Raw genomic sequence first — 15,073 nt, 5'->3', positions numbered from 1 at the left:
ACATAGGCCAGTGCTGCCACCAGCGACAGCGCGATCAGGCAGATCACCACCGTGCCGACAACGCCGATCACTGCCTTGCCGATCCGCCAGATCGTGCCGCCCGGTACCGGCTTGGCCATCAGCCGGGCTGTGATCCGCTCCGGAAACCGGCGCTCGACAAACAAAGTGCGGACCTCGGTCGTGCTGAGATAGCGGTTGCTGCCGTCACCCTTGCCCATGATGTCGAGCAGGACCGGCCACTCGCCCTTCATCAAGAACGGGAAGTACCAGCGCGCCTGGGCGCCGTCTCGCTTCAAATTGGCGGCCATGAAGATCTGGATCTGGCCGGCGTCGAGGCCGCGTTCGGTGCCGCCGCCGGGAAGCGGCCGGTCGCTGCCGAAGCCTTCGAGCCGCGCGATCTCGTCCTCTTGCACCTGCGCGTCCACATTGAGGATGCGCGAGCCGCCGCCATGCTTGTCCAGCGGGCCGTTGCGCAGATGATCAAGCTCAGCGCCCGACACCAGGCTCCGCAACAGGCGCAGCGGGTTCAGGCCGTTGGCGATCAGCGCCACACCGAAGGTCTTGATCCCGACGATCCGCGCCGCAAGGCCGTGCTTGCCGCTGGCCGCCTCGATGGTGCCGCCGAGCTTCGGCAGCGGCACGGTGCCGCCGTCGACGAAGCCATTGGCAACCAATGCGCGCAGGAACGGGCAGGGATTGTCTTCGGAAACCCGCATCTGGCCGGCGTCGTCCTCGTGCATGGACATGGAATCGCATCCCCCGGTACGGACCAATGAAACCCATAGAACAGAATTGGACGCAGTCTTGGTGATCCAGCCCACAAGAACTCGGAAATCACGCTATTTTTTAATGACGGGCGTAACCGGACTACGTGGTCAGCCACACTTGCGGGTTATGATTCCCCGGCGCGCCGCGTCGCAGGCTCGATCCAGACCACATTGCCCTGGGCGGCTGGCAGGCCGGCCGTCAGCAGGCCATCGCGATAATGCGTGACGTCCTCCGGCCGCTTCCAGCGGATGTTGCTCAGGAGTCTCTGCACCGTGAGCCAGGGATAGCGCTCGAGCAGCAGTTCGGCCGCCTGCTTTGCCTCCTCCAGCCGCCCGATCTGGGCCAACGCCGCGGCGCGGATCGACATGCACTGCATGTGACTGGGATTCTCGTAAGAGGATTCCCGCGCCCACGACAGCGCGGCATCATATTGGCCAAGCAGATAGTGGCTGAACGCGCTCAAGACGCCCCATTGGTAGCGCGGATCGCTGTTGCCGCGCTGGGCGGCGGTCGAGAACAGCTCGATGGCGTGGCCGTGTTCGCCCGCCGTGAAATGGCAGACGCCGAGCACGCCGCGCGCGCCCATGTCATAAGGATTCAGCGCGACCGCCTTGCGGGCGGCCTCCATCCCCGGCTCGTGCCGGCCTGCCATTGCGTGGACATAGGCCAGCAGCGAATAGGCGAAGGAGGAGCGGGGGGCGAGTTGCACCCCGGTCTCGGCGAGATGCATCGCCTCGTCCCATAATTCGTGGCTGTTCTTGATCCAGCCGAAATGGGCGCCCTGCAGCAGGACAGTTCCGAGATAGGTGTGGGCGATCGCAAGCGCGGGGTCGATTGCGATCGCTTCCCGGAACAGCGCGACGGAACGCTCGTAGTCCGCCTTGGTCGGCCGATAATAGTGCGACAAGCCGCGCAGGAAACGGTCCCAGGCGCTGATATCCGTGGTCAGCGACCGGGTCGGAACTGTAGCTTCCGCCCGATAGATCTCCGGGATTAGCGCGGCGCACAGATTGGCGGTGATGTCGTCCTGGACCGCAAACACATCGTCGATATCGCGGTCATATCGATCGGCCCAGAGCTGCTCGCCGTTCTCCGGCGCCACCAGCTCGGCCGTCACCCGGATCTTCTGGCCGGAACGGCGCAGCGTACCCTGGATCAGATAGGTGGCGTCGATCTCACGGGCGATCAGGCGTGCGCTCAGTCCCCCGTTCTTGAAAGTGAAGGTGGCATTGCGGCTCAGCACCCTGAAGAAGGACTGCAGCGACAAAGCGTGGATCAGGTCCTCGGCGAGCCCGTCGGAGAAATATTCATCGGCCTCGTCATTGAGGTTGGTGAACGGCAGCACGCCGACGATCGCGGTCCGATATTGCGGCGGCAGGCTCGTCGCGCTCCGAGGCTCGCGCTCGGAACCGCCGGGCGACCAGGTCCAGACGTTGACCGTTTGTTCGATGTTCTTGAGGCGAAAGCTGCCGGCATCGGTGAAGCTCACCGAGAGATGCCGGCTGGCCTCGTTGTAGGCCTTCGCCGACACCCATACGGAGCCCGGCGCCGCTGCCGCCTCGAGCCGGACCGCGATGTTGACACCGTCGCCGAACACTTCATCCTCATCGACGATGACATCGCCCATGTGAGCACCCAGGCGGAACTGCATGATCCGCTCGGGTGGCAGGTGAGCATTACGTTCAGCCATCAGCGTCTGCATCGCCACCGCAGCTTCGATCGCGCCGACGACGCTCGGGAATTCCAGCAGGAAGCCGTCGCCGGTGTTCTTCACGATCCGGCCGCCATGATTGAGAATGATCGGGTGGATCGCGCTGCGATGAGCCTTGAACGCGGCGTGCGTACCGGCCTCGTCCGCGCCCATCATGCGCGAGTAACCGGCCACGTCGGCGCAGACAATGGCAGCGAGGCGTCTTTCCATTGCTCCTATGCTCCCACAGCGGCGATACCACGGTACTGGTCACTAAATCCAATGCTTTTGCTTGCGCGGCGCTTTCGTCGCGACCTAGCTCCGTCTCCGGCGGTTGCCGATCATGCCGTGCGGCGGATAAAACAGCCGGATGGGACAAGGCCGCGGCATCGGCTGTGGAATGAAACGGATCAGCATGCTCGGAATTCACGATTTCTGGTTGTTCTTTGTCTCTGCCCTATTGCTCAACGTGACGCCTGGCCCCGATACGGCCTATGTGGTCGCACGCAGCGTGCAGACGGGATGGCGCGGCGGCGTGGCCGCCACCTTTGGTATCAGCACCGGCTGTCTGGTCCATGTATTTGGCGGAGCGCTCGGACTATCCGCGCTGCTGGCGGCCTCGGCGATGGCATTTACCGTGGTGAAGTGGCTGGGCGCGGCCTATCTCATCTATCTCGGCATCGTCATGCTGTTGTCGCGGCCGTCTGTGCCAAAGGAGGACAGTCCGGCCGAGCGGCGGCCGGCATCATTCCGCGCGGTGTTCTGGCAGGGCGTTCTGACCGACGTGCTCAATCCGAAGGTGGCGCTGTTCTTTCTGGCCTTCCTGCCGCAATTCGTCGCAGCCGATTCCCCGCACAAGGCGTTGGCCTTCATCGCGCTCGGAGTGACCTTCGTCTGCAACGGGGTGATCTGGCTGCTCTGTGTCAGCGTCGTGACAACGCGCGCGGCGGGGCGGATCAGGCAGGCAGGGCGCGCCGTGCGATGGGTCAACCGCGCGATCGGCGGCTGCTTCGTCTATTTCGGCGTTCGCATCGCGATGCTTCAGGCGAGATAGAGTTCGTAGACCGCGGTGCCGGCGAGATAGACCCCGAGCAGGATCATCGCGATCAAGAAGACGCGGCGGAAGGTTTCGGCCGGCATCCTCGAGCGTGCCGCCTGGCCGAGATACATGCCGATGAAGGCGCAGGCCATGGCGATGGCGCCGGGCAGGGCGGTCGCGGTGGAGAGCAGGCCGGAGCTGGTAAGATTGAAGGCGAGCGTGATCGTCGCGACCGTAAAGAACACGCCCAGCGCCTGGATCAGCTCGTCCTTCTCGAGCCCGATCGCCTGCATGTAGGGCACCGACGGCACCACCTGGATGCCGGTCGCGGCCGAGATCAGCCCGGTGGCGAGGCCGACGATGCCGCCGACCCATTTCTCATTCTTCGGCGCCACCGTGAAGGCGAATTTCGACAGCCCGATCACGGCGTAGACCACCAGCAACACGCCGAGCGCGATGTTGCCGAACCCGGTCGAGGGATGGCTCAGCGCGGCCGCATTCAGGCAGATGCCGATGACGGTGCCGATCATCAGCGGCCACAGCCGCCGCGCGATGTCGCGCAGATAGCGGCCGACGAAGGTCTGCCAGATGTTGGTGACGACGGCCGGCACGATCACGATTGCGAGCGCGCGTCCCGGCGGCATCGCCACCGCGAGCAGGCCGACCGAGACGGTCGGCAGCCCGAGGCCAAGCGCGCCCTTGACGAAGCCCGCGAGCAGGAGCGCGGCGGCAATGAACATGAGCATGGGATCGGTCATGGCGCCACCTTGACCGATCGCCGGACACGGCACAATCTGGAGGTTACGGAGAAAGCCTTCGTCTAAGGCGAAGCCTCGGAGCTCGCGATGCGGTTCGATCTGGTCGATCTCAGGTTGTTTGTCGCCGTGGCCGACGCTCGCAGCATCACCGGCGGCGCGGCGCGCGCGCATCTGGCGCTGGCGTCAGCGAGCGCGCGGATCAAGGGACTAGAGGAGGCCTTTGCGGTGGCGCTGTTCAAGCGCGGCCGCCGCGGCGTCGAGCTGACGGCGGCCGGCGAGAGCCTGCTCGATCACGCCCGTCTCATCATGCACAATGTCGATGCGATGCAGGGCGAGCTGGCGCGCTTCGCCGCAGGGCTACGCGCCAACGTGCAATTGCTCGCCAACACGGTCGGCCTTGCGGAGCATCTGCCGAAGGCGCTCGCCGCCTTCCTGCGCGACAATCCCGACATCAATGTCGATGTCGAGGAGCGCGAGAGCACCGACATCGCAGCTTCGATCGCAACCGGCTCCGCCGAGCTCGGTTTTGCCGCCGAGCATGCGCTGCCCGACACGATCGAGCGCTTCGTGTTCGGCGAGGACCGGCTGATGCTGGTAGCGTCACGCCGCGGCCCGTTCGCAGGACGCCGGCAGCTAGATTTCGTCGAAGCGGCCGGTCACGATTTCGTCGGCCTGACCCAGGCGACCGCGCTGCAGGTCCACATCTCGAAGCATGCGGCGCGGCTCGGCTTGCGGCTGCATGTGCGTGCCCGCCTGCGCGATTTCGACGCCATCTGCCAGATGGTGGCGGCAGGCGTCGGCATCGCGGTGGTGCCGGAAGCCGCGGCACGGCGCTGCGCCCGCACCATGCCGATCGCGGTGCTGACCTTGCGCGACGCCTTCGCCAACCGCAAGCTCGTGATCTGCGCGCGCAGCTTCAAGGCATTGCCGCGGCCCGCGAAGCTCTTGGTCGACCATCTGCGCAAGGCGGCCGTGTAAAGCTACTTCGCGGTCTCGACGCCGGCATCCTTGATGACGCCGGCCCACCGCTTGATCTCGTCCGCAATGAAGCTGCGGAAATGCTCGGGGCTGTCGCCGGCGAGCGATGCGCCCTGGGCCGCGAGCTTCTCCTTCACGGTCGGGTCGGCCATTGCCTCGCGGGTGACCCGGTTCAACGTCGCGATGATCGCATCCGGCGTGCCCTTCGGCGCCACCATGCCGTACCAGTTCTCGATACGCAGCGTGGGATAGCCGGCTTCTGCCAACGTCGGCACGTCGGGCGCGGTCGGGGCGCGCTCTGCCGAGCCGACCGCGATCGGCCGCAGCGAACCGGCCTTGACCTGCGGCAGCAGCACCGGCAGATCGAGAAACGCCATCTGTACCTGCTGTCCGATCAAATCGTTCACCGCCGGCGCCGCGCCTCGATAGGGCACGTGGACGATGTCTATCCCGGCCGTGATGTGAAGCAGCTCGCCTGCCAGATGCGGGAGACTGCCGGCACCGGAGGATGCGAAATTGAGCTGGCCGGGCTTCGACTTCGCCAACGCGATCAGTCCGGCCATGTCCTTGGCCGGCAGGTCGGGCGCGACCACCAGCATCTCCGGTACGGTGGCGACCAACGTGACCGGCGCGAGATCCTGCAGGGTGTCGTAGGCGACCTTCTCCATCGACGGGCTGATCGCAAGCGCGCCTGCACTCGAGATCGCGATCGTGTAGCCGTCGGGCGCGGCCTTCGCCACCGCATCGGTGCCGAGCACGCCGCCCTGGCCGCCGCGATTGTCGATCACGACCGTCTGCTTGAACAGCTCGGACAGGCGCTGCCCGACCACGCGCGCGATGATGTCGTTGGGGCCGCCGGCCGGGAACGGCACGATCAGCCGGATCGGCTTGCTCGGAAAGTCCTCGGCGAGGCCGACAGAAGGCGACAGCAGGAGTGCCAAACCCAACAGCAGCATGCCGCTTCGGCGCATCGGTACCCTCCCGCTTACCCTCGATCCAGGCTTGCCGCCTTGTTGACGGCGACGAACCTATCACGCAGCCGGACGCCTTGGACAGAGCCCCGCGCGGCTCAGGCTGCGCGGACTGTCTCCAGGAATTTGCCGACCTCGAGCTTGAGCCGGCTGCTCTCCTGCGACAGCGATTGCGCCGCCGAGAACACCTGAACGGAGGCCGAGCCGGTTTCGGTGGCGCCACGCTGCACGTCGCTGATGTTGGCCGAGACGCTGCGAGTGCCCTCCGCAGTATTCTGGACGTTGCGCGAGATATCCTGCGTCGCCGCGCCCTGCTGCTCGACGGCCGCGGCAACCGCCGACGCGATCTCCGACAGCCGCTCGATGGTGTGCGAGATGTCCTTGATGACAGCGACCGATTCCGCGGTCGCGGCCTGAATGCCGGAAATCTGCTGGCCGATCTCGCCGGTCGCTTTCGCGGTCTGCTCGGCCAGCGCTTTCACCTCGGAAGCGACGACCGCAAAGCCACGACCGGCCTCGCCTGCGCGCGCGGCCTCGATGGTCGCATTCAGCGCGAGCAGGTTGGTCTGGCCCGCGATGGTGTTGATCAGCTCGACGACATCGCCGATTCGGTTCGCGGCCTTCGACAATTCGCTGACGCGGTCGTTGGTCCGACGGGCCTGACCGACGGCATCACTGGCGATGCGCGCGGATTCCTGCACCTGCCGGCCGATCTCGGTGACGGAAACCGACAGTTCTTCTGTCGCGGACGCCACCGATTGCACGCTGGCAGCGGCTTCCTCGGAGGCCGACGCGACACGCGTGGCCAGCGACTGCCCGTGCTCGGCGGTCGATGTCAGCGTCGCTGCGGACGCCTCGAGCTCGGTCGACGCCGACGATACCGTCTCGATGATCTCGCCGACCGCTGCCTCGAATCCCGCGGCCAGCCGGTTCATGTCGTCCTTGCGTTGCGCCCGCTGGCGCTGCTCGATCGCCGCCTGCTCGCCGCGCATCCGCTCAGCTTCGATCATATTGGTCTTGAACACCTCGACGGCGCCGGCCATCTCGCCGATCTCGTCGCGGCGGCCCACGCCCGGGATAGTCACGGTGGCGTCACCCTTTGCGAGCCGCGTCATCGCATTGACCATGCCGCGGATGGCCTGGGAAATGCCGTGGCCGATCAGGAACGACACGGCACCGACGATGATCAGCGCCAGACCGAGCGTGATCAGCATCCACTGCTTCACCGCAGCTTCGGTCGCGGTTTCGGCTGCTTGCGCGAGGCGATAGCGCTCGGCGACATCCTTGCCGATCTCGGCGATGACGGGCTCGATCCCGGCATAGTTCTTCGACATGGCGGCGCCGTGGCGGGCGGTGTCCTGCGCGCCCTCGGCCCAGGCGCCGAAGTCGGCCTGGTATTTCGCGAGTTTCTGCGCAATGTCGGCCTTCACGGCGGCCGACAGGTCCGAATTTGCGGTGGCCTTCGCGAATTCGGCTGCGGTCTTGGTCAGCTCGCCGACATATTTGGCGTCGCGCCGAAGCATGAAGTCCTTCTCATGCCGGCGCATCATCAGCATGCCGCTGGTCAGTTTGGGATCGTCGAGATCCTTCAGCTTGGCTTCGATGTCGTGCACGGCGCCGCGCAGCGAGCCGGACAGGCCAAGCGTCTCGTTCAATCCGAGGCGCACCTCCGCCTGCTCCACTGCGGTGAATTCCTTATCGTAGCTCTCGAACCCCTTGGTGACCGCGTCGACCTTGTCGGCCAGGGTTGTAAAGCCGTCCGCAAGCGTCGCGCTGCGAAGCTCGGAGAGCTCGCGGCCGATCGCTGCGCTGAGGTCGGCGTGGCGTTTGGCATAGGCCAGATCACGGCGCAGCTGAAAATCCTTCTCGGCCCGTCGCCCGTCGAGCAGGTCGCTGGCGAGCTTGCGATTGAGATCGGCGATTGCGCGGGCATTCGCTGCCCCCGTGCGCGAAGCGTCCTGCGAGGCGCGGCCGACGAGGTAGATGCTGCCGAACGCGATGAGGCTCAGGAGGCCGATCAAGGCAATGGCCATGACCTTGTGGGTCAGGCGGAATGAAAAACCGATCATATGACTCCCGCGAGCTGCTTCGTCGTCGCACAGAAAGTAGCTATTTGCTTTTCAAAGGCGCGAGTTTAGGCAACACCGGTCAAGACCGAGTTAAGCAAATGCCTGCTGATGTGCTCAGGGAGTCCGGAAGAATACGGGATTTTTGCTGACAGTTGTGGGCGCGAGACTGCCGACCATGGAGTGGTCGGCGTCAAGCTGCGGTCTCTGCAGTTAGTCTCTCAGCAGTTTCAGCGCCGCCTCGTGGATGCGCGGATCGCCGGCTGCGATGATGCGGCCGCCGTTCTGCGCCGGGCCGCCGTCCCAGTTGGTGACGACGCCGCCGGCGCCAGCGACGATCGGGAACAGGGCCGCGATGTCATAGGGCTTCAGTTCGGTCTCGATGACGAGGTCGAGATGGCCAGCCGCCAGCATGCAGTAGGAGTAGCAGTCACCGCCATAGCGCGACAGCCGCACCGCGGATTCGACCCGGCCGAAAATGGCGCGGTCGGAATCGTTCATCAGCCGCGGACTCGTCGTGTAGCAGGTGGCCTCCTTCAGCGCGCCGCAACGCCGTACCGCGAGCCGCCGCTGACCATGGTTGCTCTGGTAATTGGCAGAGCCGTTGTCGCCCGAGAAGCGCTCGCCGATGAAGGGCTGGTCCATCATCCCGTAGACCGGCAATCCCTTGTGCAGCAGGGCGATCAACGTGCCCCAGATCGGGAACCCGGCGATGAAGGACTTGGTGCCGTCGATCGGATCGAGCACCCAGACGTAATCGGCGTCCTCGCGTTCGTTACCGAATTCCTCGCCGACGATGCCATGTTGCGGGAAGCTGGCCTTGATCAGCCGCCGCATCACCGCTTCGGCGGCGCGATCGGCTTCCGTCACCGGATCGAACTCCTGGCGGTCGCTCTTGTCCTCGATCGACAGCGAGGTCCGGAAGAACGGCAGGATGGTCTCACCGGCGGCGGCGGCCAGGCGGCCAATGAAGGCAGAGAAATCGATGACCGTCACAAGACATCCTTCATTGAGAGATCGAGGAACTTACGCAGTATGCCTAACGCAAACGCGGTCGTTCTGCATCGAGAGATGGAACGACATGCCTCGCGATTTGATACCGGCGTTGCGAAATCGGAGCCTCAGCGCGCGTTTTGCTTGCGATCAAACTGATCACGAAACCGATACCGAAACTGCATCAGACTGGCAGTCGTCTCAGATTTTCGATCAACCCATTGAGGTTTCTTATGGAAAATCGCTGCGGGGTCGTTGTGGGCGGGACCCGGCCTTGCGATTTTTGCATGGGATTAGACAGAAAAACTCTTGCGCTTTGTGCAGCGCGAACGCATATTGTTGCGGTGCGGTAGCGCTTCGCGTTACCGCTGCCCTCCTTGGGCGTTTCCTCCCTAGACTTGGGCCGCTTGTTTTCACAAGCGGCCCTTTTTTTTCAAGTACAGTCTTCTGTCGGAAGACCAGCGGCGCACGCATGCGCACCACGACCCCTCGGCAGGCATCCTGAATCGGCAGTGTCCAGCTCAATCGACAACGAACAGTCTCGTTATTCGGCGGCGGCCTGGAAGGGGCCGAGTTCGCCGAGCGGCACGGTCGCCAGGGCTTCGGCCAGCTCCGTGAAGTCCGACGCGATCTCGGCAAAGCGCGGCCCGCGCTCGCGCCGTCGCTCGTCCATATAGATGGCGCGGTTGAACTCGAGCTGGATTGCATGCAGCCCACTGGCCGGGTTGCCATAGTGTTCGGTGATGAAGCCGCCGGCATAAGGCTTGTTGCGCCCGATCGAATGGCCGAGGCGCCCCATCACGTCCTCGACGAGGTCGGGCAGCAGTGCCGCGCAGCTCGTGCCATAGCGGTCGCCGATCACGATATCGGGCCGGCGCGGCTCGTCGCGGGAGACGCCGACCGACGGCATCGAATGGCAGTCGACGATCACGGCAATGCCAAAATGCTGATGCGCGCGGTTGATCAATCGCCGCAGCGCCCGGTGATACGGTTTGTAAAGCATCTCGATGCGCTGCAACGCCTCCTCGACACCGAGCCGGTCCCGATAGATCTCCTGGCCGTCGCCGACCACGCGCGGAATGGTGCCGAGCCCTCCGGCCACCCGCATCGAGCGGGTATTGGCAAAGCTCGGCAGCCGGCCGGCGAACATCCGCGGATCGAGCTCATAGGGCTCGCGGTTCACATCGACATAGCAGCGCGGAAAATTGACGCGGACGACCGGAAAGCCGCGGCCGGTGAGATCCGCGATCAACTCATCCATGAACGAATCTTCGGAGCGGCGCAGCGTTGCCAGGTCGATCCGAGACGCCTTCAGGAAGCTCTCGGGATAGACCGACCCCGAATGCGGCGAGTTGAAGATGATGGGGGCGCGCCATTCGGCCGGCTCCACGATCTCGAACGGCGGCAGATCGCCATCAAACTCGGTCATGCTCGGGCGCCGTTCCCTCTGGGTGAATCCGCGGTGTTTACCGGTGTGTCGCGGCCATTCAAGGCTCTGGCAACATGAACTCTCTGATTTGGGGTCGTATTGTCGGCAATCCCGGTCGCTCTGCCAAGCGAAAAGCAGGCAAAAAGTTCACGACTTTCATGGAACATCTTTTAAGTTGTACCAGCCGTCCGACGCTTGCCTTGTTTCCGCGCGGGACGCGTTCACGTTGAAGGAAGCCGCAGCCCGGCCCTCAAATTGCCTTGCAGAAGTCGGATGGGGTGAGACGGTCTTTCACCCCAAATTTACCCTCCGTCAGGCTAAGTGACGGCAGCGCTCCTCACCAAACGGGATTCAAGCGGCCCATCGCCATGCACAAAATTCTCCTCGCCGAAGACGACAACGACATGCGCCGCTTCCTGGTCAAGGCATTGGAAAATGCCGGTTTCCAGGTGTCGCACCATGATAACGGCATGTCGGCCTACCAGCGGCTGCGCGAGGAGCCGTTCGAGATGCTGCTGACCGACATCGTGATGCCGGAGATGGACGGCATCGAGCTTGCCCGCCGGGCCTCGGAGCTCGATCCCGACATCAAGATCATGTTCATCACCGGCTTCGCCGCGGTGGCGCTGAATTCCGATTCGGAGGCACCGAAGAACGCCAAGGTGCTGTCCAAGCCGGTGCACCTGCGCGAGTTGGTCAGCGAGGTCAACAAGATGTTGGCGGCCTGACGTCGGCCGCCCGGGGGCGAATTTATCCAGCTTTCAGCGGCTTTGCGTCCTTGCCTGTCCGCGTGGGAGCCGATATAGGGACCCCACCCGAACACGACGGTTTGGTTTTTGGGCACGTAGCTCAGCGGGAGAGCACTACCTTGACATGGTAGGGGTCACAGGTTCGATCCCTGTCGTGCCCACCATCCTCCGGATGGCCATCTGATTGAACTGAGTTTTTTGCTCGATTTCTCGCACCTAGTCTGTCGGTGAGGGAATAGACGTTCGCTCTATGGTCCATGGAGCCGCTCATTCGCTCGAGCTTTGCAACGCCGCGGTGCGCCAATTTCTTGCGATTGGCGGCCTTCGTGTAGTGGCTCGCCATCCGACGATCGGTCCAACCAAAGATCGCATCGAGTTCGGCTTCGGTCGCGCCATTCTTTGCTGCGACGTTCGCGGCCGCTTTGCGAAGTCCGTGTGCTGATCGGTTCGTCAGACCAGCAGCCGGCTTCGGTGCCTTGATCCCTTCGGTTGGATCGACCGGCAATATCTTCTGCGCAACCGCCCAAACGCACATGCGCCTCATGGTGGTCAGGAAGTGCCGAGCGGCGGACGGGTTCTGAGCGCGCCGCCCAAGTCCGTCGAGGATGTGCTGCTTCTGGATCGCGGCGGCCATCTTGTTACCGTTGGCCTCCAGCACATGCTTCATGAGAGTGTTGCGCTGCTTGTGAGTGCTAACCTTCATCTCGCGCCAGCCCGCCGCTTTTGCCTTGTATTCCTCCCAAAGCCAATTTGAGACTGCCGTTGAAAATCTTCGCCGTAGTCTCGTTGCGGGCGATCGCCAGGCGCGGCCTATTGAACATGTCCCCACCCTCGGGCGACGGGGTTTTTGAGCGGATCGACGCTATCGCAATTCGTGCAAGTGTAGATCGTGGCCGAACCCAGCGTCGCCCGGCACGCGCTCCATCGGCTTGCCACACCCCGGACGTCGTCGACATCTGAAGCATCCCTGCGGCTCCCAGGATAATATGGATTCCGTCCCCGTCTCAAGCGACCAAAGGCGCCTTCGTCCGGCGCATCGATCACGGTGACGACATCGGCTTGAGTAAGGGACACGAAGCGTTGCTATATTCATGTGCCGATGGGAATCGGCAGTGACCTCGACGTGATTTTCCTGTCCCGATGCTTTGAACGTATCGAACCATTTGTCGTACTCTGGACAAGATGGCTCCGCAGCACGATTAAGGGGCTTGGTCTCGTGACGGTCAGGTCCGGTCAGGAGAGCGGGGACGGCGCTGCCATTCTCGCCTGTCGGCGAAAGGAGCAGCGAGCCTCGCGCTTGAACGCGGCCATTTTCTTAGAGATCGTTCAATAGCTGATGTTGCTCATCGTAACTGATCGTACTGCTTGCCAATTTGTGATAGCGATCGCGTGTTCGACTGGCTGAAGAATCTCGACATTCCTGCTGCCGGCTTCCGCATCCTGATACTTTTGTGCGATCTGCTCATCGCAATCTTGCTCCATCGATCGACGGATCTCGTGCAAACACTTGTCACCACGCCCCAGTATGTATTCGCTCAAAGCGAATTCGATTGACATTTTGCTGCATCAATTATGCTATGAAATAATGGATATCGAACTCGCCAGAACTTTCATCGAGATCGTGTCAACCGGTAGTTTCATCAAAGCTGCCGACCGCTTGCATGTCGCACAGACCACGGTCAGCGCACGTGTGCGCCTCCTCGAGCAGCAGCTCGGGCGTCCGCTGTTCGTTAGAAACAAGGGCGGTGCGAGCCTCACCCCGGCTGGCGAACAGTTCCTTCGTTTCGCGCCGACCTTCGTCCAATTATGGCAGCGCGCAAAACAGCAAGTGGCTGTGCCGGAAGGACACAGCGCTGTCTTGACGATTGGAAGCGAAGTCAGCTTATGGCGACCGCTCCTGATCGAGTGGGTCAGGGCGATGAGGCGATCGCACCCGGACATTGCGCTTCGCGTTCACGTCGACGTTCCTCAGGATTTGGTTACGCACGTTGCTGCCGGGCTTGTAGATATCGCGATCATGTACGCCCCCCAACATCGACCGGGGTTGGAGGTCGATCTGGTCATGGAGGAAGAACTCGTTCTCGTGACAACCGATCTCGCAAAGTATCGCGAGAATGATCCTCGATATGTTCACGTCGAATGGGGTTCAGAGTTCGCTCTTCATCATGCAGTGAGCTTTCCGGAAGCCGTGCCGAGTCTCGTAACAAATCTCGGTCCGCTTGCGCTGAGCTATATCCTCCTGGAAGGAGGTTCCGGATATTTCCGAATGCATGCGGTTCAGTCATATCTTGCCGAGGGCGCACTTCACCTGGTTCCTGGCGCGCCTCGGTTCTCATTCCCGGTTTACGCCACACACGCGACAAATGTTGATGCCGCAGCGTTGGAGGCGGCACTCGTCGCGTTGCGCAAGGCCGCAAACGTCGGGAAATAGCTCGACAAGATCCCGTGACGACTCGTTCGGCAAGAACACGTAAAAGCGCGTCAGCGCTGGCGACGTCGGGACGGCCGTCACCATGCATCATCGACACGCTGTGCCGCCGATTAGGTCGGTGGTGATACTCCGCTCGATCGCACTTCAAGCACCGCGAGGCTTCGTTCCCTACCACGCTCGGTCTAATGAATTGACTGCCCAGGTCCAAGTCCAATGAGGGCGGTGCCAATCGGACTTAGAACCGAGATGGAGCAAGCGGCTTTGGTTTCGTCCGGAAGAACGAGACGACCGCGACGAAGGTGTGAGGTTCCAAGCTCGACGAACTTCACCTCGCATCCCATGCTGACTGCCGAACTCCACGCGCGGTTGTCTGAGATTATATCGGCGCGATCAATCTCCTCTCGAAGGAGACGATCAGTATCGAGGCTCCCCGTCGGCAAGTCTTTGAGCAGCTTTTGTCGGTCCATTCTCGTTAGAACTATGGACGGTCGGTCAGGACGGCTCTGTCCAGAGTTGGTCATGGTACTCTTCTCCCGGAGAGCAGCATGAACCGCTCCGGGTTTGCCAGAGGTTCCAACTCCTGAGAGGATGACCCATAACGAGCAAGACGACGAACAAGTTTTCACCCGAGGTCCAGACGCGAGCGGTTCGGATGGTTCTGGATCACGCCGGCGAGCACCCGTCGCGCTGGGCGGCCGTGAGCTCAATCGCGACCAAGATTGGCTGCACGCCGCAGACGCTGCGTACGCAAGGTCTGGCGCCAGCTAAAGCGCGAAGGCTTTGATGTTGCGCGTTGCACAGTGTCGCGATTGATGCGGGACATGGGTTTGCAAGGGGTTATCCGTGGCAAACCGGTTAAGACCACGATCAGCGACCAGGCCGCGTCGTGCCCGCGGGATCATGTCAACCGCCAGTTCAAGGCGCCAAGGCCGAATGTTCTTTGGCTCTCCGACTTCACCTATGTCGCAACCTGGACCGGCTTTGTCTACGTCGCCTTTGTGATCGATGCTTATGCACGAAGGATCGTCGGCTGGCGAGCCTCGCGCACGGCACATGCAGGTTTCGTGCTCGATGCGCCAGAGCAGGCACTGCATGATCGGAGGCCGGTCCATCTGTGGCGGGCTCGTGCACCACAGCGACAGAGGCAGCCAATACCTATCCATTAAGTACACCGAGCACTTGGCTGAGGCTGGTGTTGAGC

The 15,073-nt window shown here is 62.9% G+C and carries 12 protein-coding genes, 1 tRNA gene and 2 pseudogenes; 7 read left to right on the top strand and 8 right to left on the bottom strand.

Features of this window, described 5'->3' with window-relative positions:
- Positions 1–746 (bottom strand): annotated as a pseudogene (locus WA702_RS22455) (di-heme-cytochrome C peroxidase); the annotation flags it as partial.
- Positions 747–892: 146 nt separating this feature from the next.
- Positions 893–2,689: an adenylate/guanylate cyclase domain-containing protein gene (locus WA702_RS22450; protein ID WP_425112743.1), complete on the bottom strand. Its 1,797-nt coding sequence runs from the start codon at positions 2,687–2,689 to the stop codon at positions 893–895.
- A 184-nt stretch (positions 2,690–2,873) separates the two neighbouring features.
- On the opposite strand from WA702_RS22450, the gene WA702_RS22445 reads away from it, so the two are divergent.
- Positions 2,874–3,512 (top strand): LysE family translocator, encoded by a 639-nt coding sequence (locus tag WA702_RS22445; RefSeq protein WP_425112745.1) that lies wholly within the window; start codon positions 2,874–2,876, stop codon positions 3,510–3,512.
- Here the strand turns inward: WA702_RS22445 and WA702_RS22440 are convergent.
- The gene (locus WA702_RS22440; RefSeq protein ID WP_425112742.1) at positions 3,500–4,255 is read right to left on the bottom strand and encodes a sulfite exporter TauE/SafE family protein; all 756 of its coding nucleotides are present in this window, start codon (positions 4,253–4,255) and stop codon (positions 3,500–3,502) included. The two genes, WA702_RS22445 and WA702_RS22440, sit on opposite strands and share 13 nt — an antisense overlap.
- An 87-nt stretch (positions 4,256–4,342) precedes the next feature.
- On the opposite strand from WA702_RS22440, the gene WA702_RS22435 reads away from it, so the two are divergent.
- Positions 4,343–5,233 carry a LysR substrate-binding domain-containing protein gene (locus WA702_RS22435; protein ID WP_425112741.1) on the top strand — a complete coding sequence of 297 codons (891 nt, stop codon included), beginning with the start codon at positions 4,343–4,345 and terminating at the stop codon, positions 5,231–5,233.
- A gap of 2 nt (positions 5,234–5,235) precedes the next feature.
- Here WA702_RS22435 and WA702_RS22430 read toward each other — a convergent pair whose 3' ends face one another.
- From WA702_RS22430 to WA702_RS22415, 4 genes are all read right to left on the bottom strand, one after another.
- Positions 5,236–6,204, bottom strand: coding sequence for a Bug family tripartite tricarboxylate transporter substrate binding protein (locus WA702_RS22430; protein WP_425112740.1), 969 nt, complete (start codon positions 6,202–6,204; stop codon positions 5,236–5,238).
- 98 nt (positions 6,205–6,302) lie between these two features.
- Entirely contained in the window at positions 6,303–8,273 is a 1,971-nt protein-coding gene (locus tag WA702_RS22425; RefSeq protein ID WP_425112739.1) for a methyl-accepting chemotaxis protein, read from the bottom strand.
- Between the two features lie 210 nt (positions 8,274–8,483).
- Entirely contained in the window at positions 8,484–9,266 is a 783-nt protein-coding gene (gene hisN, locus WA702_RS22420) for a histidinol-phosphatase (RefSeq protein ID WP_425112738.1), read from the bottom strand.
- Between the two features lie 541 nt (positions 9,267–9,807).
- A complete protein-coding gene (locus WA702_RS22415; RefSeq protein WP_425112737.1) occupies positions 9,808–10,692 on the bottom strand; it encodes an N-formylglutamate amidohydrolase in 885 nt (294 codons plus the stop codon).
- Between the two features lie 368 nt (positions 10,693–11,060).
- Between WA702_RS22415 and cpdR the strand changes: the two genes are divergently transcribed.
- From cpdR to WA702_RS22395, 4 genes are all read left to right on the top strand, one after another.
- Positions 11,061–11,420, top strand: a complete 360-nt coding sequence (cpdR, locus tag WA702_RS22410) for a cell cycle two-component system response regulator CpdR (protein WP_015669438.1) — start codon at positions 11,061–11,063, stop codon at positions 11,418–11,420.
- A gap of 110 nt (positions 11,421–11,530) precedes the next feature.
- A tRNA-Val gene (locus WA702_RS22405) sits at positions 11,531–11,605 on the top strand.
- 1,225 nt (positions 11,606–12,830) lie between these two features.
- The gene (locus tag WA702_RS22400; protein WP_425112736.1) at positions 12,831–12,995 is read left to right on the top strand and encodes a hypothetical protein; all 165 of its coding nucleotides are present in this window, start codon (positions 12,831–12,833) and stop codon (positions 12,993–12,995) included.
- A 31-nt stretch (positions 12,996–13,026) separates the two neighbouring features.
- Entirely contained in the window at positions 13,027–13,872 is an 846-nt protein-coding gene (locus WA702_RS22395) for a LysR family transcriptional regulator (RefSeq protein WP_425112735.1), read from the top strand.
- A gap of 182 nt (positions 13,873–14,054) precedes the next feature.
- On the opposite strand, the gene WA702_RS22390 is transcribed toward WA702_RS22395, so the two are convergent.
- Entirely contained in the window at positions 14,055–14,213 is a 159-nt protein-coding gene (locus WA702_RS22390; protein WP_425112744.1) for a GreA/GreB family elongation factor, read from the bottom strand.
- Between the two features lie 311 nt (positions 14,214–14,524).
- Here WA702_RS22390 and WA702_RS22385 point away from each other — a divergent pair.
- A pseudogene (locus WA702_RS22385) lies at positions 14,525–15,073 on the top strand (IS3 family transposase); the annotation flags it as partial.

It is taken from the genome of Bradyrhizobium sp., from assembly GCF_049798375.1.
Taxonomy (GTDB): Bacteria; Pseudomonadota; Alphaproteobacteria; order Rhizobiales; family Xanthobacteraceae; genus Bradyrhizobium.
The sequence above is the reverse complement of the archived record's forward strand: the minus strand, read 5'-3'. Positions and strand labels throughout refer to the sequence as shown.

Bases quoted from the DNA above. Each gene is read 5' to 3' on its own strand.
- WA702_RS22450 (WP_425112743.1), bottom strand. From the start codon at position 2,689: ATGGAAAGACGCCTCGCTGCCATTGTCTGCGCCGACGTGGCCGGTTAC.
- WA702_RS22445 (WP_425112745.1), top strand. From the start codon at position 2,874: ATGCTCGGAATTCACGATTTCTGGTTGTTCTTTGTCTCTGCCCTATTG.
- WA702_RS22440 (WP_425112742.1), bottom strand. From the start codon at position 4,255: ATGACCGATCCCATGCTCATGTTCATTGCCGCCGCGCTCCTGCTCGCG.
- WA702_RS22435 (WP_425112741.1), top strand. From the start codon at position 4,343: ATGCGGTTCGATCTGGTCGATCTCAGGTTGTTTGTCGCCGTGGCCGAC.
- WA702_RS22430 (WP_425112740.1), bottom strand. From the start codon at position 6,204: ATGCGCCGAAGCGGCATGCTGCTGTTGGGTTTGGCACTCCTGCTGTCG.
- WA702_RS22425 (WP_425112739.1), bottom strand. From the start codon at position 8,273: ATGATCGGTTTTTCATTCCGCCTGACCCACAAGGTCATGGCCATTGCC.
- WA702_RS22415 (WP_425112737.1), bottom strand. From the start codon at position 10,692: ATGACCGAGTTTGATGGCGATCTGCCGCCGTTCGAGATCGTGGAGCCG.
- cpdR (WP_015669438.1), top strand. From the start codon at position 11,061: ATGCACAAAATTCTCCTCGCCGAAGACGACAACGACATGCGCCGCTTC.
- WA702_RS22395 (WP_425112735.1), top strand. From the start codon at position 13,027: ATGGATATCGAACTCGCCAGAACTTTCATCGAGATCGTGTCAACCGGT.
- WA702_RS22390 (WP_425112744.1), bottom strand. From the start codon at position 14,213: ATGGGATGCGAGGTGAAGTTCGTCGAGCTTGGAACCTCACACCTTCGT.